Annotated in this window: 12 protein-coding genes; 7 read left to right on the top strand and 5 right to left on the bottom strand. The window is 65.3% G+C overall.

Features of this window, described 5'->3' with window-relative positions; genetic code table 11:
* Positions 1–634: 634 nt before the first annotated feature.
* From ABZ463_RS26855 to ABZ463_RS26845, 3 genes are all read left to right on the top strand, one after another.
* Positions 635–1378, top strand: coding sequence for a nuclease-related domain-containing protein (locus tag ABZ463_RS26855; protein ID WP_362780202.1), 744 nt, complete (start codon positions 635–637; stop codon positions 1376–1378).
* Between the two features lie 602 nt (positions 1379–1980).
* Entirely contained in the window at positions 1981–8853 is a 6873-nt protein-coding gene (locus tag ABZ463_RS26850) for a DNRLRE domain-containing protein (protein WP_362780200.1), read from the top strand.
* 86 nt (positions 8854–8939) lie between these two features.
* On the top strand, positions 8940–9542 hold the full coding sequence (locus ABZ463_RS26845) for a hypothetical protein (RefSeq protein WP_362780197.1): 603 nt from the start codon (positions 8940–8942) through the stop codon (positions 9540–9542).
* 157 nt (positions 9543–9699) lie between these two features.
* Here the strand turns inward: ABZ463_RS26845 and ABZ463_RS26840 are convergent, their stop codons facing one another.
* Positions 9700–9879 (bottom strand): hypothetical protein, encoded by a 180-nt coding sequence (locus tag ABZ463_RS26840; protein WP_362780194.1) that lies wholly within the window; start codon positions 9877–9879, stop codon positions 9700–9702.
* A gap of 375 nt (positions 9880–10254) precedes the next feature.
* Positions 10255–10830, bottom strand: coding sequence for a helix-turn-helix transcriptional regulator (locus ABZ463_RS26835; RefSeq protein ID WP_362780192.1), 576 nt, complete (start codon positions 10828–10830; stop codon positions 10255–10257).
* Between the two features lie 122 nt (positions 10831–10952).
* Between ABZ463_RS26835 and ABZ463_RS26830 the strand changes: the two genes are divergently transcribed.
* Positions 10953–12422: an MFS transporter gene (locus ABZ463_RS26830; protein ID WP_362780190.1), complete on the top strand. Its 1470-nt coding sequence runs from the start codon at positions 10953–10955 to the stop codon at positions 12420–12422.
* A 513-nt stretch (positions 12423–12935) separates the two neighbouring features.
* On the opposite strand, the gene ABZ463_RS26825 is transcribed toward ABZ463_RS26830, so the two are convergent.
* Positions 12936–13157, bottom strand: a complete 222-nt coding sequence (locus ABZ463_RS26825; RefSeq protein ID WP_362780187.1) for a hypothetical protein — start codon at positions 13155–13157, stop codon at positions 12936–12938.
* Between the two features lie 260 nt (positions 13158–13417).
* Positions 13418–16504, bottom strand: coding sequence for a tetratricopeptide repeat protein (locus tag ABZ463_RS26820; protein WP_362780185.1), 3087 nt, complete (start codon positions 16502–16504; stop codon positions 13418–13420).
* A gap of 319 nt (positions 16505–16823) precedes the next feature.
* Here ABZ463_RS26820 and ABZ463_RS26815 point away from each other — a divergent pair, with 319 nt between their 5' ends.
* From ABZ463_RS26815 to ABZ463_RS26805, 3 genes are read left to right on the top strand one after another with little or no spacing between them, the layout of a single operon-like run.
* Positions 16824–17951, top strand: a complete 1128-nt coding sequence (locus ABZ463_RS26815) for a hypothetical protein (protein ID WP_362780183.1) — start codon at positions 16824–16826, stop codon at positions 17949–17951.
* A gap of 11 nt (positions 17952–17962) precedes the next feature.
* Positions 17963–18523, top strand: coding sequence for a hypothetical protein (locus ABZ463_RS26810; protein ID WP_362780181.1), 561 nt, complete (start codon positions 17963–17965; stop codon positions 18521–18523).
* Entirely contained in the window at positions 18520–19452 is a 933-nt protein-coding gene (locus tag ABZ463_RS26805; RefSeq protein WP_362780178.1) for a carbohydrate kinase family protein, read from the top strand. Before ABZ463_RS26810 ends, ABZ463_RS26805 begins: the two co-directional genes overlap by 4 nt.
* A 76-nt stretch (positions 19453–19528) precedes the next feature.
* Here ABZ463_RS26805 and ABZ463_RS26800 read toward each other — a convergent pair whose 3' ends face one another.
* A complete protein-coding gene (locus ABZ463_RS26800; protein ID WP_362780175.1) occupies positions 19529–21487 on the bottom strand; it encodes a tetratricopeptide repeat protein in 1959 nt (652 codons plus the stop codon).
* Positions 21488–22432 lie beyond the last annotated feature (945 nt).

Below are 22432 nucleotides of genomic sequence, written 5' to 3'. Positions count from 1 at the left end.
CGGGGTGACCGCATCGGGAGAGACCCGGCCGGCGACTTCGGCGCCGGACAGGGATCAGATGGTCGTCAGGAGGTCATCCGGTGTCAGCCGCGCAGCGGACACCGGGACGACGAAGACACCAGGATCACCTCGTGTCGTGACGGGGGGACGATCGCAGCGGTGCTGTGTCGCACGACTGGCCCCTCTCTCGTCACAACGCCCGGTGCGCCGTTCGTGGCGAGTGTATTGAAGCCGGTTCAGACGGAAAACCGGTTTTTCCCAGTGGGGCGTAGAGCATCCCGGTCCCGCGTCCGGCGATGAGCTCGGGGAGTGTCCCCGACGGATGCCGTCAAACCCTCCAGCCGGGCCGTACCAGCCCAGCTTCGTAGGCGGTGATGACAAGCTGGATGGACCGTCGATCGCCGACGGAACGTCGGGAACGTCGCGTTGGAGACCCTCGGAGGCCCGTTGCAACCGATGTTCCTGCGACTCGAACAACGGTCCTCTTCTGGGGAAAGGCATCAGACGTCAGACGTTGGGATTTGATTTTCGGATATATGAATATGGGTGCACCGAAAACCGTATTCTTCTATTGTTGATGATCGTTATACATTTCTGGGGTATGCATTGATGTTCTTCCCCCGGAGGTTGTTTCATGTTCTTTCGCCCATCCGGTACGGCCGGTACGGCCGGTGCGGGCGCCTCGGCGCATGCGCAGTACCGGGCGAAGTTCGCTGAGGGGAGGACCCGGCGGCTGGCGCTGCGGGCGGGGCTCGTGCTGGTGAGCGCGATCGCGGTGTGGTGGCTGTGGAACTGGCCGACGGCCCTACTGGTCGCCGTTGTGGTCGGGACCGCGGACACGGTGTACCGCTGGCGTCGGCACGAGGCCGTACGAACCTGGCGCAAAGGGGCGATCGGCGAACGGCGTACCGCCAGGATGCTGCGTCCTCTGGGACGGCACGGATACACCGTGCTCCACGACCGGGCCCTGCCCAGCGGCCGGGCCAACGTCGACCATCTGGTGATCGGGAAGACGGGCGTCTTCGTGGTGGACACCAAGAACTGGCACCGGGGAAAGCGGCTGGTCCGGCGCGGACGGTCGGTCAGGGTCGGCGGCGCCTCCGGCGGGCAGATCGTCAGGCCCGTGCTCTACGAGGCGGGGCGGGTGGCCGACACCCTTACCCGGGAACTTGGGCGTCGCGTCATCGTCGTCCCCGTAGTGGCCGTCCACGGAGCCGACATGCCGTTGCTGCGGGTGGCGAAGGCGTCCGGCGTGCCGCTGCTGCGCGCCTCTCAGGTGCGTGGCTGGATCACCAGGCAACCGGCGACACTGAGCACGGCGGAAATCGCCGAAGTGAGCGCGACCGCCGAACGCCTGCTCCCGCCGTACACCACCTAATGTGAGCTACCGAGTCTGCTGTTCGGGCAGACTCGGTACCTGGCAGTCGCTGGTGAGAGGGCACCTTCCTCACCTGGACCTTGAGCCCTGGGGGTCGGATCGTGCCCACCAGTGGGTCAGGGGTCCCCACGCACGTGCCGACATACGCGTTCAACCTGGTCGGCTACTGGGCCGAGGCTGTGTCGACCGGGTTGGCCGTCTTGCGTCGACCTGCCCGATCCGTAAGTCGTCGCGATTGTCCGGGCGGAGGCGCAGCGCCAATCACGGTTAGGACGCATGTTGACGTCCTGATCGTGAGGGATCACCGTGAGGTGCATTAGGGGTAAAAATCCTGGTCAGGACGAGGCCGACGTCCGTGACGGAGCGGTCGGTGGAAGTGCGAACTTGGCCCTTTCTTTAGTTGATCTTTGCTGATATTTTTCTGTCCGAATTGCCACTTTTGGTAGCCCGTGTACCTTTGCGCGGGCTCCTCGGCATGCCTACAGAAAGAGCAACAGCTAGTGACACCAGACACGGGGCAGCGAGGCTTATCCCTCACACCCACACAAAGGCGACGACGAGGCTTCCTCGGCCGTGCCGCAGCCATCAGCATCACCACAACTTTGCTGATCAGCCTCGCCGCCGTACCCTCATGGGCGCAGGAACCGACACCTACACAGGCACCAGCGAAAACCAAGATTCCGCAACCCTCTGGCACCGGCTCAGGGGACAAGGTCCTCAATGCCGCCAAGAGCAAGGCGGCCAAGTCCGGCAAGCGGGTGGAGATCCCGGAACGCAACACCGAGACCACTACGCTGTATGCCAACCCCGACGGCAGAACGCTCCGGCTGGAGCTCAGTACCCAGCCGGTCCGCGTCAAGAACGCCGACGGCAAGGGCTTCACTCCGATCGACACCACCCTGGTGGAAGAGTCTGGAGCCATCAAGCCCAAGGCGATAGCGGGAAACCTCACTTTGTCCGCCGGCCAGGACAAGACTCTGCTGAAAAGCCGGCAGACCGACGCCACAGCGAAGATCACCACGCCGTCGGTGCTGGCGAAGCCCACCCTGAAGGGCAACACCGCAACCTACGCGGACGCCTATGGCAAGGGTCGTGACCTGCTGGTGGCCGCGAACCCGACCGGCTTCCAGCAGAGAATCGTCATCCGCGAACGGCCCACCGGCCCCCTCTCGTTCCGCGTCCCGGTGGACCTGCCTGCAGGGGTGTCGTTCAAGAAGGACACCGCGGGCCAGCCCACGATCGTCGGAGCAGATGGCAAGACGCTCACCGAGGTGCGGCCCACCCTGATTCAGGACGCCGAGGCCGCCGACGTCAACGCCCCACTCGATGCGGGAAAGACCGGCAAGGCCACCGTCGCGCTCGCCGCCGACGACGACAGGACGCTGGTGTTCACACCGGACGCCGCGTTCCTGGCCGACCCGGCGACGACGTATCCGGTAACGATGACCGCTGCCGCGTCTGACTGGTGGGAGAGCCACACTGGCAAGTGGGCTGACGGCGGCATGGACACCTGGATTAACGACGTTGACGCCCAGGACAGCTGGTATCAGTTGGGTCAGACTCAGATCGTGGTCGGCAAATCCTATGCCAGCGGCGTTGCCAAACGCTGGCGCGGCTACCTCCAGTTCCCGGACATTCCCGCCACGTTCGCGGGCAGCACTGTGGAAAACGCCGACCTGCACCTGTGGAACTACCAGTCCAATGACTGCGGGCAGTACGAAGGCTCAGGTATCACGGCACGGCGGATCACCTCAGACTGGGATGAGGTGGACCTGCAGTGGTACGAGCAGCCTTCGGTCACGAGCTTGGGCGCGGACACCGAGTATGGCGCCTACAGCGAGGACTGCTCCGGCATCGCCGGTAACCTGATCCACTCGCTCGACGACATCGTCCAGGAGTGGATCGACGGCTCCACCAACTACGGCATTCAGCTCACCTCCGGTGACGAGTCAGAAGTGAGGAACTGGCGACGCTACACCTCCGAAGACGCCGGTGGTTGCATGACCGGACCGCTGGAGAACTGTAAGTTCGAACTCCACCCGCCCATCCTCACCGTGGACGTCGAGCTTCCAGAGCCGCCGCTGTTGGACGACGTCTTCATGTTCACCGACACACAGTTGACGACCATGCCCGAGTATGAGGAAGCTCTTGCCATGTCGGGCTATGTGCCTGAGGAGCCTGAGCCGGTCACCATCACCGAGCAACTGGCCGACAAGATCGCCGGGCAGCGTGACGGTCAGGTCAACGCGGTTGGGACGGACGACCTTCCTCTCGCCGAGGTCGATCCCGGAGACGACACCGAAGGCACCACCCCACTGGTATCAGGTGTCGAGCCTGTTGACAGCGCTACGGAAGTACCGCTGGACGCGTCGATCAAGGTGACGTTCTCTGAGGCGGTCGCCGACGCCATCGTGACGATCAAGGACGCTGGCGGTACACAGGTCATGGGGACGTCGGTCTATGACAACACCCGCACAGTGTTGACCTTCACTCCCGCACAGGCATTGAAGCCGGGCACAACATACAGCGCTGAGGTATCAGAAGCCAGTAACTCATGGGAAATCCCCATCAACCCATATTCGTGGTCTTTCACCACACTCATCCAATCGGCGGGCCACTGGACCTTCGATGAAGGAGGCGGCCGAACGGCTGCGGACTCCTCGGGAAATCACCACGACGCGACGCTGAACGACACAGCGGCGTGGATTGCCGGCAAGAACGGGAACGCGATCTCCAACACGCCGGCGCAGGCGCGGATCGCTGCCTCCCGGGCTGCGGCCAAGCAGGGTAAGGCCGTTGAGGTCGCTGATGAGACGACCGCGACCAGCGTCACCTACGCCCAACCCGACGGAAAGACGTTCAAGACCGAGGTCACCGCTGGTCCGGTACGGACCCGGCAGGGCGGCGGATGGGTGCCGATCGACACCACTCTTGCCGAGCAGGGCGGCAAGCTGCGGGCCAAGGCCCTCGCCGAGGGCGCGATCCTGGAGGTCTCCGCCGGGGGCACGGATCCGTTCGTGAAAATGGCCGCCGATGGGAAGTCCTACGCGCTGCGCTGGCCGACCCCGCTGCCCAAACCGACCGTCAAGGGCAGCGTGGCCACCTACACCGACGCCGCAGGAGTGGGCGCCGACCTGGTGGTGACGGCGTTGCCGACCGGGTTCCGGCATGAGGTGGTACTACGGCAGCGGCCCGCCAAACCGCTGCAGTTGCGAATCGGCGTCGACGACGAGGGCCTGACCCTGACCAAGGGCAAGGGCGGCCGACTCCTGCTGAAAAGCAAGAACAAGCTGGTCGCCTCGACGGCACCCTCGGCCATGTGGGACGGCGGCGACAAGGGCCGCCTCGCATCCGCCAAGCGCGGCAAGACCGGCACGGACATGGTCACCAAGAACGGCCGCACGGAACTGGTGGTCAAGCCGGACCAGGCGTTCCTCACGGACACCGGAACCACCTACCCGGTGCGCGTGGCCGCGGCGGTCACCTTGCCGCTCGGCGCCGACGTCGAGGCCACCACCTACGACACGGTCGATTCACCCGCGTTTCCTGACAACCAGTACATGACCGCCGGCACCATGACGGGCGGGTTCAAGGCGCGGACGCACCTGCGGTTCGACACCACGAGCCTGCAGGGCAGCACGGTGACCGCAGCCACGCTGTCGATGAACACCATCGACGCTCACAACTGCGGTTCCGCTCTCACCAACGGCATCCAGGTCGCCCGCCTGACCAGCGCCTGGGACCCGGACAACCTGTACTGGGCCAACAAGCCCGCCCTCACCACCGAGGACGCCTCCACCAACTTCAAGGGCGTCAACCAGGACTGCGAACCCTGGCCCGACAGCATGGACTGGAACGTCACCGGCATCGCCCAGGACTGGGCCGCCGGCGCCGCCAACCACGGCCTGGTGCTCAAGTCGCCCGGCGAGACGAACATCAACAACTACCGGATGTTCACCGCCTCCGAGGACACCGACTTCACCATCCCGCCGACGCTGACGGTCACCACCAGCGGCCCCGCGTCCGCCCCCACCGCCACCAATCCGGCCGTCACCCCGGCCCAGGTGAGCGGCGGCACCACCACGGTCACTTCACTCACCCCGCAGCTGTCGGCCACCGTCACCGACACCGCGACCGGTACCCTGACCGGCCAGTTCGAGGTCGAACACGACCCGGCCGCCCCCGCCGGGCAGGGCAGCGGGCAGATCTGGACCGGCGCCTCGCAGGCGGTCACGTCCGGTGGGCAGGCCACCGTCAGCGTCCCCGCCGGGAAGCTGACCGACGGGTGGAAGATCCGCTGGCGGGTCCGCGCGGCCAACACGACCGCCTCGACCACTTCGGCGTGGTCGACCTGGCAGACGGCCACGGTCGACGTGCCCAACCCGACGGTCGGCGCCTTCCAGGTCACCCCATCCCAGACGGTGAACGGCGCCATCACGGCCACCAGTCTGACCCCTGCCCTGCACACCACGGTCACCGACCCGGCCGCCCAGCCGGTTCGGGCGGAGTTCGAGCTCGAGCACGACCCGGCCGCCACTGGGCAGGGGACCGGCCAGATCTGGACCGGCGCCGTGAACGACGTCGCCTCCGGCGCCCAAGCCTCGGCCACCGTCCCTGACGGGAAGCTGGCCGACGGGTGGAAGGTGCGCTGGCGGGTCCGGGCAGTCAACACCGCCACCACCGTCGGCTCGCCCTGGTCGGACTGGCAGGGATTGGCCGTGGACGTGCCGGACCCGGTCTCCGAACCGACCGTGGGCGCGCTCCAGGTCACCCCGTCCGAACAGGTGGACGGCGCCACCGTCACCCCCACCCGCACCCCGGCGCTGCTGGTCCAGGTGAGCGACCCGGCTGGCAAGCCGCTGCGGGCCGAGGCCGAGATCGAGCACGACCCGACCGCCCCCTCCGGGCAGGGCACCGGCCAGATCTGGACCGGCAGCGCCGACAACGTTCCGGCTGGCACCCAGGCGACCATCGCCGTCCCGACGGACACGCTGACTGACGGATGGAAGATCCGCTGGCGGGCCCGCGCGGTCTCATCTACCGCCGCATCCGCCTGGTCGGACTGGCAGTCCTTCACCGTCGGCCTGCCCAAGCCCACCATCGCGGGCGTGACAATCACTCCGTCGAAGGTGGTGGACGGCGTGACGGTGACCACCAGTCTGACCCCTGCCCTGCACACCACGGTCACCGACCCGGCCGCCCAGCCGGTTCGGGCGGAGTTCGAGCTCGAGCACGACCCGGCCGCCACTGGGCAGGGGACCGGCCAGATCTGGACCGGCGCCGTGAACGACGTCGCCTCCGGCGCCCAAGCCTCGGCCACCGTCCCTGACGGGAAGCTGGCCGACGGGTGGAAGGTGCGCTGGCGGGTCCGGGCAGTCAACACCGCCACCACCGTCGGCTCGCCCTGGTCGGACTGGCAGCAGATCACAGTCAACGTCATCCAGCCGGGTGAGGAACCTCTGGCGCAGACCTCCGGGCCGGTGATCCAGACCGACCAGAGCTTCACCGCCGCCGCCTGGCTGCGCTGGAGCGACAAGGACGGCGACTACACCGTCCTTGAGCAGAAAGGTACTCACCAGGCACCCTTCCGCCTCGGCAACACCTCCGACCACGGTTTGGTGTTCACCTTCACCAGCGCCGACGCCGCCAATGCGACAGTCGAGGGTGCGCTGTCCGACGTCGAACCGCCGGTCAACGAGTGGTTCCACCTGGCTGGCGTATACGACGCATCCGCGAAGACCGCGTCACTGTATCTCAATGGCGCCCTGATCAAGTCCGCGCCGATCAGTTTCTCCGCGTGGAATCCTGATACCGCAATGACACTTGGCACCAGCATGCGGGGCGATCTCGACGACGTCCAGGTCTACCAGCGGACCCTGGCTGCCAATGACGTAGCCGCCCTCATCGCAAGCACGAACGGGCAGACCGCCCAGAGCGTGAACTCTCCGAGCCGGCCCCTGCAGGCCGCCGCTCCCACCGCGAACAGCGCTGCACAATTCGATTACGACCATCTGAATTTGGAGGAGTGCCTCCAGACCCCCAAGCATCCGACCATTGACTATGCCCGCATCCAAGAACGCCCTTTCTCGTCCTGCTGGACAACCTGGGTCAGCATGGGAACGTACGAAGCGACCGAGGATGGCGACGGCCCGGACGGAAAGCGGTGGGTCAAGGCCAGCAATAAAGTCGGCAAGAGTAAGAGTGGCGGCAGGGCCGGCATACTGGCCTCCATTCTGGAGATAGCCGAGGAAGATACTCTGGACCACCCCAGCGAAATATTCTTCCAGTTCCGTGCCACCTGGGTGCTCAACAGCTACGTGGGGAATAAAGCGGGCACGGAGGTAGCCAACGCAGAAGGCAGCGGCCTGACGCCGCAGAACATGAAGCTCTTCGTGCGGCTGACCGATTTTGCTCTGTATTGGAACGGGAAAAGATATCCTCTGGATGAGAGGACCTCTGCGGAAATCCAAGGGCTCCAGCTGACATTCGAAGCGCAGACCGAATCGGATAATTTGACGCCTTGCCGGTCCGTCACCGGAAGCACTACGAAGACGATCAAGCAATGGGAGGAAACCAGTAGTGCCATGTTCCTGCTGGAAAGTAACCCCATCGTAGGAGGAAGTAACGCGATATGTACGATCAAGCCCATGCTCACTCGTTTTCATGACAATCGTTCAGACCTTCCTCTGTGGAGCTATGAAATAGTAGGAACGACAGGGAAGCGGCTCGGAGTAGCCCGGCATGGCTATGCACGGCTGCCGGGGGACCTCAGTACCCTGGCGGCCCCCTACTACCGGTGCGATCGCGATAAGGTGATAAATCACACCGGCGGATGCGTCAATGACAGGGCACACCGGGTCTTCGAAATGTCAGAAAGCAAGAACCCTGAATTTGCCGAAGTCACCAGGCACATCAAATCTGCCCTGTCCCCGAGTATCAACGGGTTGACGTCGCCCCCGCTTCGGCCAGGACACGACTGGTCAAAGCCGCAGTATCCACCCTCGAAGTACTGGAACGGATCCGAGCAGCCGAAGACGATCCCTGGAAACTGGGACGTCGCTTCCAGTCCGCCGCTGAACAAGCGCCCACAAGGCACCTCCGGCGTCAACAGGAAATTCTTCTCCAACATTGAAATGTACATGGACGTCGGAGCGGCCGAGCCAATGCACTGGAGCGAATCACCCAGCACCAATTACTGCAAGTACTACTTCAGAGACCAATATCCAAAAGCGGAGAACAGTGAAGGGATGCCATGGGCCGGCGGCAGGACGCGGGACTCTAGACTAGAGTGTGACGAGTATCCCTTCGCCTCGACCTACCAAGGGGCGGCCGGTAACGGAAAGGGAACTGGCCACTACTCCATCAGGGCTGTTAACGGCGGACACAACGAACGGCACGGCAACGCTCTGAAGAGTTTTTATGACAAATATCATGTCGCCACCCATCACGCCTTCTGGGTGAGCGTCGTGCCGTAGTCACCTTCGTCGGTATATCGAAGTGGGGGTGTTGGTCATGTACGGCCGATACCCCCACTGTCCGCAGACCAACCAACAAGAGGCCAATGATGCAGAAACCCGATCACGCCCTTCCTGAGGAAAGCCAGTGGGATCTACTGGTCGAATACGGAATGGAATCCTGGTTCAGCTGCCAATGGGTGGACACGGGAGACAGCAACGAGATCGCCCGACGGTTGGGCGTCGATCTCCGAGACGGCACTTTGTGTGATTTTCAGACAGCCATGCAGTCATACGAAGCCGACCCGGAAGAACTGATCGTCTGGGTGGGAGAGCACTCAGCCGGCTGGTCCACCATCCTCACCGTCAGCGGCGTGACGGTGCCGCCACGGCTGATAGAGGCGTTGAGCGCCGGAGGGCATCGCGTACTCGAAGCTTATTATGTGGAAGAGGCCGACCCCGGAAAACTGCTGTACACCTATGACAGGGAATACCTTGGAGCGGTATTCCCTCCTTCCTCCCCTGGGGGATGGATGGAGGTCCCTGAGTTCGAGGCGCACGCGAGCGGGCTGGAGCTCAGCGACGAAATCAGCGACGCTGAAACCTTTGACCGCTACATGTGCATGGTAGGACGGATCACCGGCCGGTTCATCGACCGTGCCTGGTTCGCGTCAACTCGAACCCTGTACCACGTTCCATGCGAAGCATGATGTCGATGAACGCGTGAACGAGTTTCTCCAGTACCTCAAGCGGCGCTTCGCTCTCCTGGAGGCGGTACCGGTAGGTCCTTCGTGTGCGGTTCCTTCTGCGGGACCGATCCGATCAGGCGATGAGCTCTGCGCCTGCCGGAAACTCCATCCGTGCGGTTCAAGCCGCACGTGAATATTCGTGAAGGACTCCGCCGACGCGGGCCACCAACTGCTCGTGGCCCGCGTCGGCAGGTTCGACGGTCAGCGCGGTGAGTTCGGCGACGCGCGTAGCCAGAAGGGCTCCAGGAGGCTTGATCCGGCGCACCAGCGGAACGCGGGCGGCGATCTCGGAGTTCATCACGCTGTTTCCTTCTATGGCCAGTCGACGACGAGCCGGCTGTGGGTCTTGTCGATGACGAAGCGTGGGTCGGCGGCCTTCAGCAGGTCGCGGCTGGTGCGACGGCCATGCGGAAGCCGGGGGCGGGCGCCTCGTTGCCGTGGTCGCGGCCCCACTCCTGGACCGCGGTCGCGACCTGCTCGGCGAGGGAAATAGCGGCCGGGCCATGGCCGATGACGCCGATCTCCCAGAACCGTCCCCGGTCGTCCTCGCCCTCACGGACGGTCAGGTACGTCTCGAAGGAGGCGCTCTTCCGTTTGGCGACGCCGAACTTCGGTATCGCCGCGCCGCCTTGGCGATTGCTTGTGCGGCTTGTGGACCGGCACTCGGAGAGAGTCAGTGGTCGACAGGATGGGCCCGTACGGTGGCCTTGTGGCCCTTCCTGCCGAAGATGTGGAGGATCTCGACGGAGTGGTCGCCGTTCGGGCCGAACCAATGCGGCTCGGACGTGTCGAACTCGGCGACCTCACCGGGACGAAGGATCAGCTCTCGCTCCCCGAGAACCAACAACAGTTCTCCCGCCAGGACGAACAGCCACTCGTAGCCGTCATGGGTGACAAGCCTGCGAGGGCAGGGCGCGATCACCTGTTTGAAGACCTTGAGGCGTCCCGGGTACTGGGTCAGCGGAATCAGGACGCTGCCCTCTCGGCGGCGCAGCGGGGTCAGGTGGACCCTCGGATCACCGGTCGCAGGGGCGGCGATGAGCTGGTCAAGCGCGACGCGGTGCGCTCGCGCGATCGGGATGAGCAGTTCGAGCGTCGGGCGCCGCTTGCCGGACTCGATTCTCGACAACCTGCTGACCGAGATACCGGTCGCCGCCGACAGCTCCTCCAGGGTCATGCCGCGATCGCGGCGCAGCGAGCGCAGTCGGGGCCCGATGGCGGCGAGCGTCTGCTCCAGTTCCGCATCCACCTCTCCAGTGTGTCGGGCGGTCGCAGCGATCCGGTTGTTTTTTGCGATTTCCGCAAATTTTCTGGCCGGTCGGCTCCCGGCGCCCGGACAGTGGGTGGCCTGACACCCACCGAAGGAGCGACATGGACGAGGAACCCCGACCTCCCGGACGCTGGAAGGTACTGGCGGTCTGCTGCCTGAGCCTGTTCCTTGTCGGTCTGGACACGACGATCGTCAACATCGGTCTCCCGGCGATCGGCGCGGGTCTGGATACCGGTACCCACGGCCTGGAATGGACAGTCGACGCCTACACACTCGTCCTGGCCAGCCTCTTGATCTCTTCGGGGGCACTGGCCGACCGCATCGGGCGCAGGCGGGTCTTCCGGCTCGGTCTTGTCGTGTTCGGCGCGGCGTCGGTGGCATGCGCGTTCGCCCCGACAATCGGCGTACTGGTCGCGGCACGGGTGGCGCAGGGCGTCGGCGGGTCGATGCTCAGCCCCGTGGCCCTCGCGATCGTCGTCAACGTGATCACTGACCCGAAGGAGCGGGCGCGGGCGATCGGCGTGTGGGCGGCCGTCTTCGGGGTGAGCATGGCGGCGGGTCCCGTCGTGGGCGGAGCGCTGGTGTCGGGTCTCGGCTGGAGGTCGATCTTCTGGATCAACCTGCCCGTGGTCGTCATGGCATTGGTGCTGACGGCCCTCTTCGTCCCCGAGTCGCGGGCGGAACGGCCACGTCGGCTCGACGTTCCGGGACAGGTGCTGCTGACCGTCGTGGTGGGTGGTTCCGTCGCCGTGCTGATCGAAGGCCCGCACATCGGGTGGACCTCACCCACCGTGATCGCCGGTTACCTCGTGGTCGCTGCCGGGACGGCCTCGCTCGGCCTGGTCGAGTCGCGAAGGACCGAGCCGCTGGTCGCCCCGGCCCTGTTCCGCAGGCCATCCTTCCTGGCCGCTGTGGTCGGCGCGGTGGCAGTGTTCGTAGCGCTCAGCGCGACCCTCCTGCTCACCACCCTCTACCTCCAGCACTCCCGCGGCCTGAGCCCCGTGGCCGCGGGCATCGTCACTCTCCCCATGGCCATCGCCGCGACCGTGTTCGCACCGCTGTCCGGGCTACTGGTCGGCCGGTCAGGCCCACGCCTGCCGCTGCTGCTCGCCGGTGGCTTCATCGTCGCGGGCGGCCTGTCCCTCGTGGGCATCGGCGACCACACGAACCTGTGGTCGCTGTCCCTCGCTTACCTGCTCGTCGGTGCCGGGTTCGGCTTCGCCAACGCCCCCATCACCAACACGGCCGTCAGCGGCCTCCCTCCCGCCCGTGCGGGCGTCGCCGGAGGCATCACCTCCACCGCCCGCCAGCTCGGCTCGGCCCTGGGCGTCGCCGCGGCGGGCACCTTCATCGCCCATGTTTCGCCGGCGCACTTGGCGGAAGCCTCACGTCCCGGTTGGGCGCTCGTCACCGCCTGCGGCCTCCTTGTCCTCCTGACGACTCTCGCCACCCCCAAGCCGTTGTCGCCCTGGCTAGGCCTCCGCCCTCCAGATCATCGAGACCGCGGGGAAGGGAAGGCACTCCGAGAGAACGCGCAACGAAAGGGTCGAACAACGCCGCAAGACGCTTGACCTGTCTGCGGGGGACCGAGGTCCGCATGTATGCCTCGGCCTGGAGGCGACCGCCGATCATCTCTGGATGGAAGGAAGGGATTTTGGCGCGTGCCGGGGGCTCGTTTTCCGGACGAGGTCCTGGAAACGATCACGCTGCCGGTGAGCGAGGTCGTCACAAAACGCGATCGTTCACGGTGACCCGGGTCGCGGACGGAGTGATCACGGTTGGTGTCGGGCTCGGGGCCGGCCTGGTTCACATCGAAGTGGTCGACGAAGGTTCGACGGCCGGCGTTCCTGTGATGCGGTCCGCCGTCGAAGACCGCCTCAGCGGGCGGGGCCTCAGCTGGGTGAACTCGATGTCCCGGCGATGGGGAACGGAGCACATCCGGCAGACGGGATGCGCGGTCTGGTTCCAGGTCGCTTCTGGCTGACTTCATGGACCGGTGCGGCGGTGCCCGTTCCCAACGCCGCCGCAGAATGTGTACGGCTCGCGCATGAAAAAGGGGGAGGCAATTCCGCCTCCCCCTTTATTTAGATCACCTTATCGGTGATGGTATAGGGAACTTCTTTGGCGTCTGAGCCGTACCGCATGAAGCCTGTCTCGTCGACAAGGGGAGCTTCTTTGGCGTTCGAGCCGTACCGCATGAAGCCTGTCTTGTAGACAAGGGGAGCTTCTTTGGTGTTCGAGCTGTAGTACATGGAGCTTGCATTGATGACAATGGAAGCTTCTGTGGTGCTCGGGCTGTGGTTCATAGGGCCCATAGCAGTGACAACGATAAACGTTGCCAAGCTTATGATCACTTACCGTCCTTAGATTATGTGAATAGAGTTTTACTCACCTCTTCTCATATCCTACCCCGATGGTCTCGGGGGAATGACAGGATTTGGATCCAAACGATTCGTTGCCATGTATGCCTGGGTGAGACTTGGGCGCCCAGGTGGGGAGGGTATGTTAGGTTCTGCGGTGCATGAATGGTGCCTAGGCTGATTGTAGCTTTTGGGTGTTTCGTGCTTTAGTGAGACTGAACAGAGGTCTCCTGCTGGTTGAGTCGCGCCCGAAGTGGTCCGGCTTCGACGACCCCTAGGCGTTCGTAGAGGCCAAGGGCGTGTCGCCAGTGCTCCTTCGAGCGTTCCTGCTCACCTGTCTGGGCGAACGCGGTGCCCAGCTCGTCGAGGGCGCATGCCTCTTCGTAGACGTCGCCGATCCGCTGCGCCAGTTCGAGTGATTTCTTGTAGAAGAAAATCGCTGTTTCGTTCCTGCTCGCCTTGAGGTGGGTTGTGCCGATTCCGCGAAGGGCTATGCAGTGTTGGTGCTGATTTGCTGTCTCAATTGATATGCTCATGGCCGTCTGATATTGGGCGAGTGCCTTGCTGTTCTTTCCCAGTCGCATGTAATAGCTGCCGATGTTGTTCAGAACTTCTGCCTCGTACCAGCGGTCACCGATTCTTCGGTGCCCCTCCAGGGATTTTTGGTAATACTCAAATGCCTCGGCATAGCGGCCCATGTACTGGTAGACGTAGGCCAGATTGTTGAGTCGGATGGCCGCGTTCCGCGGGTCCAGGTTCGGGTTGAGGGAGGCCGCCTTTTCATAGTGGCGCAGCGCCTCCTCGTAGTGGCCGAATCGCACCTCGACGTAACCGATATTGTTCATTGTGACCTGCTGGCCACGTAAGTCATGGTCTTCCTGGTACATGCCGAATGCTTCCCACATGCGTTCGGCGGCACGAGGGTAGTCGCCTCTATGCCAATGAATGACCGCGATGTTGTTGAGAGTGTTCGCCTGTCCGTTACGATCCCCGACTGTTCTGCGAATCTGGAGCGCCTGCTCGAAGTAGCCGAAGGCGACGTCGTATTCGGAGCGCTGCCAGTGCACCACGCCGCTCTGGTCGAGAAGTTCGCCGATCGCTCGTTGATTTCCGGCGGCTCTCTGGATCTCCATAGCCTCGGCCACGTGGAGAAGCGCCTCGTCGTATTGGCCGGTCTGGCATTGGGCCATACCAAGATCGGCCAGCGCGTAGGCCAGTCCTGAACGGTCGTTCAGCTCTCGGTAGATCGTCGTAGCCCGCTCGTGGAGGGCGGCGCCTTCGGCCCAACGGCTCAACAGGTCCAAATGGCGGCTGAGCACGTGTGCGAGCAGTGCCGCGTGTTTTGCCCATCCGTGGTGGACGATAAGGACCAGGTTGTCCAGCTCGGCTTCCATCCAGGTGGAGGCCTGGTCGGCGCTGTCGAATTCGACCACTTGAGACGGTGGGCAGGGAACCCCGAGCGGGTCGCGGGCGCGGTAGGGGTAGAGGAGACGGTCCGCCGCGTCCGCTGTGAGGAGGTAGTGGTCGAAGGCTCGGCCGAGGACTTCGGTGCGGGACGCCTCCGGTTCGCGGTCCGACAGCAGAAGGGCGTACTCACGGATGAGATCGTGGAATCGGTAACGGCCCTTGCGGGGTTCGTCGATCAGATGGTGATCGACGAATTCGTCGAGGATCTCCTCGGCCTCGGCGAGGCTCGTGTCCAACAGTGCCGACGCGCTCTCGGGGGTGAGGTCTGCGCCGGGGTGCAGGCCGAGCCGCCAGAACGCCTGCTTCAGGCGTTCGTCAAGAGCGTGAAAGGACAGTTCGAAGGCAGCGGTGATCTCGCGGTTCCCAGCCTTGATGGCTGGAAGTCTTCGTCGAGTCCTGCTGAGCAGTTCCGCGATGTCGGCCGCGTCCCAGGCGGCCCTGTTCTTGAGCCGACTGCCGACCAGTTGAATCGCCAGGGGAAGGTGACCGCAGAGCCGTACGACCGAGGCGACTCCTTCTTCCTGGAAGGCACGCCCTGGACCGGCGATGCGACGCAGGAGTACGGCGCCGTCCTCGGGCGGCAGGACGTTCAGCGAGAGGGAGTGGACGTCGTCGAGTCCGGCAAGCCGCCGCCTGCTGGTGATCACGACGAGGCTGCCGGGCGTCCCAGGAAGAAGGTCGCTGATCTGGTCGTGCCGGGCGGCGTTGTCGAGGAGGATGAGCACCTTGCGGCGGGCCAACTCGGCCCGCCACATCGCGGCCCGGCCGTCCAGACCGTTCGGCACGAGCTTGCCGGGAATGCCGAGATCTCGCAGGAGCCGGTCAAGGGCGGTCGCCGGGTCCATCGCGTCGTTCTGGGCGTCGTGGCCGTGCAGGTCGAGGTAGAGCTGCCCGTCCGGATAGTCGCCGGTGAGCCGGTGCGCCAGATGTACGGCCAGTGCCGTCTTACCGACCCCTGCCATGCCGTCGATCGCCAGCACGGTGACCGTGTCCCGCCGGGCCTGGAAACCGACGAGTTGGTCCAGCTCCGCGGTGCGGCCGGTGAAGGTCTGCTTGTCCCGGGGCAGGGTGTTCGGAGCAGCCTCTTTTCTGGGCGCGGGCAATAATGTGGGGTCGTTCTTGAGGACGCGCAGATGCAGTTCCTGTAACGCCGGGTTGGGTTCCGTGCCGAGTTCACGGAGTTCCTGGCGCGCCCGGTTGTAGGCGTTGAGCGCCTCCGTCGGCCTTCCTTCGTGGCAGAGCCTCCGCATGTGAAGCTCCACGAGCTTCTCGCGGAACGGAAATTTGTTGACCAGCTCAACGAGTTCCGCACTGTCTTCGGGTTTTTGGCCGTGCTGAATTTCGAGTTCGATGCGTTCGATCCTGCTGTCGAGCACTTCTCCTTCGATTTTCTCCCGGGTTTGTTCGGCCCATGGTCCCGTCAGGCCCGTCAGTGCCTCTCCCCGGTGCAGCGCGTCCGCCTCGCGGTAGAGGTGCAGGGCCTGTTCGGTCGTCTCGCTCTCCCTGGCCTGTGCGCGGAGTCTCAGGAACCGGTGGTAGTCGATGTTCTCCGGGTCGGTCTCAAGGAGGTAGGCCCCGGCATGTCGCCGCAGGTGAACGGTGCCGTTGAGGGAGCCTCTCAGCCGGGCGACGTGGCTGTACAGGCTGTCCTTGGCCTTGGGGGGCGGGCCGTCACCCCACACCTTGTGGACGAGCGACTCCACGGTTACCGGTCGTCCCGGAGTCATGAGGAGGATGGCCAAAACGAGACGTGTTTTGGCCTGTCCCAGGTCGTGGCGTTGCCCGCTGGACCATAACTCGACTGGACCGAGAATACGGAATTCCATTCGAGCCCCTTTTCCTAGGGCGTCAGCATCTACGTGAGATTTTTTCATCGAAATTGGAGCGGATCCAGGGCCGTGATGTCACTTCTGTATCTCACGTCATTCACAGCGAGGTCCTATGAGACGGCGCAGGGTTCCGACAAGGAGACCGCAAGGGGTTCCGCAAGGTTCGGGGGTGATGCTCCGGTTAGTGGGCTTTGCCCACTGCCGAAGGCCGGACGAATCCAAGAGGTGGGGCAGGAGAATGGTCGAATGGAACAGGGTGGCAGTTGGGCTCGATTCCCGTCGATGGGCGACGCGCAGAGTCCACAAGACGGTCCTGGTGGCCGTCCACACCGTGACCGCGGGGCAGCGGCTGCTGGACACGGCCCGTCTGCTGGAGTCGAACCTGGGGATCCAGGTCGTCTTCACCAAGGCTCCGGACATCTTCAACGCCGGGGTCGATGAGTTCATCAGCGGCCTGGGGGGCGCCTCCCTCCCCTGGGCGCAGGTCCCACACCAGGTGTTCGACCTCGCCCTGGCCGCGAGCCTTGGATCGATCCACGAGATCCACGCGCCGCTGGCCGTCATGCCGCACGGTGCGGGTTTCAACAAGCTGGTGCCCGCCAGGGATGGGGCCAGGGCGGAGGACCGCGCGCCGTACGGACTCGACGCTCAGCGGTTGATGCGCGACGGCGCCGTGCTGCCCGCGGCGATCATCCTGCCGCACGAGATCGAACTCGGGCGGCTGGCCCGCACGTGCCCGCAGGCGCTTCCCGTCGCGGCGGTCGTCGGCGACTCCTCCCACGACCTGCTGGTGGCCAGCCTGCCGCACCGCGACCTCTACCGGCAGGCGCTGAAGGTCGGTCCGGGTCAGAAGCTGGTCGTGGTCACCTCGACCTGGGGGCAGCAGTCGCTGTTCGGCAGGCACTCCGACCTGCTGCCGCGCCTGCTGGCCGAACTGCCGCGCGAGGAGTTCCGCGTCGTGGTGCTCTTCCACCCCAACGTCTGGTTCGGGCACGGCATCTGGCAGGTGCGGGCCTGGCTCGCCGACGAGCTGAGGAACGGGCTGAGCCTGATCCCGCCCGACGTCGACTGGCGCGCGGTCCTCGCCGCCGCCGACTGGATCATCGGCGACCACGGCTCGGTCACCCTGTACGGCGCCGTCACCGGTAAGCCCGTCATGCTGGCCGGGTTCCCGAACGCGGACGTCGACCCGGCCTCCGGTCTCGCCAAGCTGGCGGCCGTCGCCCCCCGGGTCTCCCGGCGTGGTTCGCTGCGTGCCCAGCTCGACCGGGCGGCCAAGGAGATGCGGCCCGACCGCTACCAGGCGGTCACCGAGCTGATCACCTCGGAGCCGGGCCGTTTCGACCAGAACATGCGCCGTCTCATCTACCGCTTACTGGGCTTACGACGGCCCGAGCACGTCCACGTGACCCCGGCGGTGCCGGCTCCCCGGCTCGCCGCGTGAGGAGAACGGCCATGACCAACAGGTTCGTCACAGCCCAGCTGTTCAGGGTGGGGCACCTGCCCACGGTCGAACGGCGCGGCGTTGCCATACCGCGCCAGGGGGCACCGGCACTCATGGTGACGTCGGTCCGTGAGACCCACGTCATGCTTCTCACCCCCGGCCGAGGAACTCCCAGGCACGGCATTCCCCGGGGCGCCCGGATCTTCGACGGCACGCACGTCGTCGCCCGTCTCGACGAGCGGGCGGACCAGGACTGGTACGAGGTGGCCGACGTGCTCGTGACCCCGCAGCCGGGAAGAGAGGTCCTCGGCCGCTACCCGGGCTGCGAGGTCGCGGTCGGCGCGCGTCCGCCCGGCTGCCTGGCCGCGCTGCGCGACGGACGGCTCGTCACGATCGCGGGAAGCACGAGTCCCGCGCTCTGCGGCTCCTTCCTGTACGGCTGGCGCGCCGCCGGGATGCCGCTCGACGCCCTGACCACGGACTCGGTGCTCTTCGGCCGGTACGTGGGACGGATCGAAGCACTTGAGACGACCGGACGGGCGTGTGTCCGTACGGGAGAGGAGGCGGCGTGACACGCCGGATCGTGGTCGCGGGCGCGGTCAGTCTCTACATGTCGGTGGGGGTGACGGAGTTCCCGGTACGGTACGCCTCCACCTCGTCTCCCCGGTGGATCGCCACCGGGGTCTCCGGGGCGGCCGGGCACATCGCGCAGATCCTCAGAACCCTGGGGGACGACGTCCGCTTGTGCACCGTCCTTGGCCGTGACCTGCCCGGCCTCGGCATAGCGGCCGAACTCGGCAGGAACGGCCTGCTCGGCCCCGGGATCGTCGAGGGGGCCGAGTCGTCGGTGGGGGTGGCGCTCGTCGGTCCGGACGGCCGCCGGATGGGGCTTCCCCATCTGACGCCGGTGAACACCGTCCCCTATCCCGTGAACCTGCTTGCGGCGAATGCCCACGGCGCCGACCTGCTGGTCCTGACGAACACGAAATTCGTCCGTGAGCTGGTCGAACCCGCCTCCCGGCTCGGCGTCCCCATCGCTGTGGATCTCCACCTCGTCTCCGACCTCGACGGGGAGTACAACCGGCCGTGGCTCGACGCGGCGACGGTCGTCTTCTGCAGTGACGAACGGCTGCCCGACCCGCCCGAGGTGTGGGTGCGGCGGCTGTTCGCCCGCTACCCGCGCTGCCGGTTGGCGGGGGTCGGTCTGGGCGCCCGGGGGGCGCTGCTGGCCACCAGGGAGGGAACGCTCGTCCGGGTGGAGGCGGTCGCGCCTCGTGGAGTCGTCAACACCACCGGGGCGGGCGACGCACTGTTCGCCACGTTCCTGCACTTCTGGTGTGAGGCGGAGGATCCGGTTCGGGCATTACGGCTGGCGGTGGTGCACGCGGGCTGGAAGGTCGGTGCTCCAGCGTCGGTCACCGCGTCACTGACCCTCGACGAACTGTCAGCCCTTGACGCCGCCCACACGCCCAACACTGTCGTCGGACGCTGGGACAGCTGAACTCGTCGCGCGCCGTACCGTTGCCTGTCTGGGCATCGGTACGGCGCGCTCTGTCTGGGTGGTTGACGTGGTGTGGTCACCTGGCCAGCCGGGACAGACGTTCCTGTAACTGTCTGCTCCGGCTGCCGCTCTGTGCCAGGACGCGCTGGGCCTCCTCGTAGAGGGTCCGCGCGTCCTGTTCACGGTGCTCCCGCAGGGCGAGGTCACCCAACGCCTGGAGGGCCTGCGCCTGGCCGATCGCCGAACCGATCCTCTTCATCTCCTCCAACTCCCGCTCGACCAGGGCCGTCCCAATCTCTCCTCCCCTGGCACTGCCGAGAAGAATGCGTGCCCTGGCCCGGTTGTGTGGGTCGTCCACCTCGGCAAGCAGGCCCTCGGCCTCCGCGAGGTGGTCAACGGCCTCGGCTGTCTTCCCCAGTTCGATCAGTGCCTCACTGAGGTCGCAGAGGAGAAGCGCGACCTTGCGCGACTCCTTCGCCGCTCGGTACTGGTTCAGTGACTCCTGGAGCAGTACGACGGCCTCCTCGATATGGCCTCGGTCCAGCTCGATCAGTCCCAGCCTGCGTGTACTGCCGGATATGCGATACCGGTTCTCCTCCCGGCGCCAGATCTCCAGCGCCGCATGGAAGTCGGCCGCGGCTTCGTCGAGTTCACCGAGGGCGCGGTGTGCCAGCCCGGTCCGGTTCAGCATCTTGGCCTCGGCCTCGGCGTCCGCGCAGGCCCGCGCCGCCTCAAGGCCCATCCTGTCGATCTCAAGGCGTTCGTCATGGCGGCCGCGGTAGAGGAACAGCGGCCACAGCGCGTCCACCAACTGCCATGCTGTGGGAAAAAGCCGCTGCTCCATGGCGACCTGGATGGCCGCCCTGAGGTTGGGGAGTTCGTCGTCGAGCCAGTCGAGTGCCTGTGCTCGGTCAGCGAAGGTGAGAGGTTCGGCGGGCTCGTTGACGACCGCGTCGAAGTTGACCTTGCGGTAGGGCATGACCAGTCGGTTCACGGTCGTGGCGGTGGACAGGAACCAGTCGACCGCCCGGTGCACGGTCCGCGCGCGGACCTCCTCGGACTCGTCCCGGTCGGCCATCTCCCGGGCGTGCAGCCGAATCAGGTCGTGGAAGCGGTAGTGGCCGCCGGGCGCGTCGTCGAGCAGGTTGGCATCGATCAGGATCTCCAGCAGTTCCCGCACGTGGGCACGCGGCATCGCGACCGTCGCGGCGGCCGACCAGCTGTCGAAGGTGGTGCCGGGGAAGAGGCCGAGCCGCCGGTAGATCCGCCTGATGTCGTCGGAGGAGAGCCCGTTGTAGGAAAGCGCCAATGCCGCCTGGACCTTCGTCTCGTCCTCGTCGCCGATCGACAACTCCGCCAACCTCCGTCGTTCGTGGGTAAGGGCCTGCACCATCTCGGACAGGGGCCAGCGAGGCCTGGTGGCAAGCCGGGCGGCGGCGACGCACAGGGCGAGCGGCAGCCGGGCGCACAACTCGACCAGCCGTTCGGCGGACTCCTGCTCGGCGCGTATCCGCTCGCCGCCGATGGTGCGTCCGAGGAGTTCGATCGAGGATCTCGGGCTGAGCTGCTCAAGCTGTACGGATCGGGCACCGCGCATCAGCAACCCCGCCAGGCGCCAACGGCTGGTGACGATCGTGACGCTCTCCGCCGAGGCGGGCAGCAGGGGGGTCACCTGTGCGACCGATATGGCGTTGTCCAGCATGACCACCAGGCGGCGTCCGCTCACCAGCGACTGGTAGAGCGCGGAACGTTCCGCCAGTCCGGCGGGGACGCGCTTGGGTTCGACGCCGAACGCGCGGATGAACCACCCCAGCACCTCGGTCGGCTGGATGGGTTTGTCGGTCGCGTGTCCCCGCAGGTCGGCGAAGAGCCCGCCGTCGGGGAAGGAGTCGTGTTCCCGGTGCGACCAGTGCAACGCCATCGCTGTCTTGCCGACGCCCGCCGGGCCGCTGACCACCGCGACCTTGGGAGCCCCTGTTCCGCCGGAGCCGGAACGGATGTCGTCCAGCAGGGCGAGCTCGTCATGGCGATTCACGATGGGATGCCCGGCCGGGAGCTGGTTGGGCTTGAGTAGCGGGGCCTCAGGGGAGGCGGCCTGGTGCAGATGGATTCCGCCGTGAACGTCGTGGGCCTGGAGGGCCGGCCCGAACACGGTCCCGCCCAACTTGTTGGAGTGTCCCTGGTCTGTGAGGTCCTCACCCATCGCCCTACTCGCGTCGTGAGCGGTAATTCATGCTCCTGGGATTTTTGGTTGCGTTTATATCTCTTTGCGGTTGGGGAAATCTGACCGGAACTTCCATTTTTATCGTTGCTCTTGAATTCGTCAAGCGGTCGAGATGGTTATTTCATTGGCCTATCTAAGAGTATTATGGTGATGACTTGTCGGGTGGTGCTGAGTGTGGTGGTTGTTCCAGGCCTTCCGTGTACATAGGGTCACCGTATGGCTAATGGGGAACGCGTCGTAAATCCACTGCCCGCTCTCTGGAGAGACGCTCTGGCCCGCTCCGGATGGCGCTCCGCCCCAGCCGTGTCCTGGAGCTTCGACTTCGGCGATCGATTCGGGGGCGGAGTTGTACGGATCGCTCCGACGACTTGGGGAACTTCAGGGAAAATGGAAGTGAGCAAATACGGTCACCTTGTTCGCGGGCGGTTCGTTCGACGTGAAAGGGCCAACGCCCGAGTTCCCGCAAGGGGAAACGTCGGAGGGCGGCTGCTCCCGTACGAACTGTGAGAGACGCACCATAAAGTCGTGATGTTTCACACTCGAACGTAGGTCCGAAGATTCGGATCGCGGCCCTCGACGGTGAAACCGCCATGTTGGCTGCGGACGGTGAAGAACACGGAGGCAGGCGGCTCCACAGCTCGGGCTGCGAGCCATGGGGCACCGGCCGACCGGGACAGGCCTGTCATACAGATTCCTGCCGACGCCGACAGGTCACGTGTGATCCACCGAATTTCGCCGTGGATGCAACGGTTTCGG

It is taken from the genome of Streptosporangium sp. NPDC020145, from assembly GCF_040631275.1.
Taxonomy (GTDB): domain Bacteria; phylum Actinomycetota; class Actinomycetes; order Streptosporangiales; family Streptosporangiaceae; genus Streptosporangium.
The sequence above is the reverse complement of the archived record's forward strand: the minus strand, read 5'-3'. Positions and strand labels throughout refer to the sequence as shown.

Bases quoted from the DNA above. Each gene is read 5' to 3' on its own strand.
- ABZ463_RS26825 (WP_362780187.1), bottom strand. From the start codon at position 13,157: ATGAACCACAGCCCGAGCACCACAGAAGCTTCCATTGTCATCAATGCA.
- ABZ463_RS26820 (WP_362780185.1), bottom strand. From the start codon at position 16,504: ATGGAATTCCGTATTCTCGGTCCAGTCGAGTTATGGTCCAGCGGGCAA.
- ABZ463_RS26830 (WP_362780190.1), top strand. From the start codon at position 10,953: ATGGACGAGGAACCCCGACCTCCCGGACGCTGGAAGGTACTGGCGGTC.
- ABZ463_RS26845 (WP_362780197.1), top strand. From the start codon at position 8,940: ATGATGCAGAAACCCGATCACGCCCTTCCTGAGGAAAGCCAGTGGGAT.
- ABZ463_RS26810 (WP_362780181.1), top strand. From the start codon at position 17,963: ATGACCAACAGGTTCGTCACAGCCCAGCTGTTCAGGGTGGGGCACCTG.
- ABZ463_RS26855 (WP_362780202.1), top strand. From the start codon at position 635: ATGTTCTTTCGCCCATCCGGTACGGCCGGTACGGCCGGTGCGGGCGCC.
- ABZ463_RS26840 (WP_362780194.1), bottom strand. From the start codon at position 9,879: ATGAACTCCGAGATCGCCGCCCGCGTTCCGCTGGTGCGCCGGATCAAG.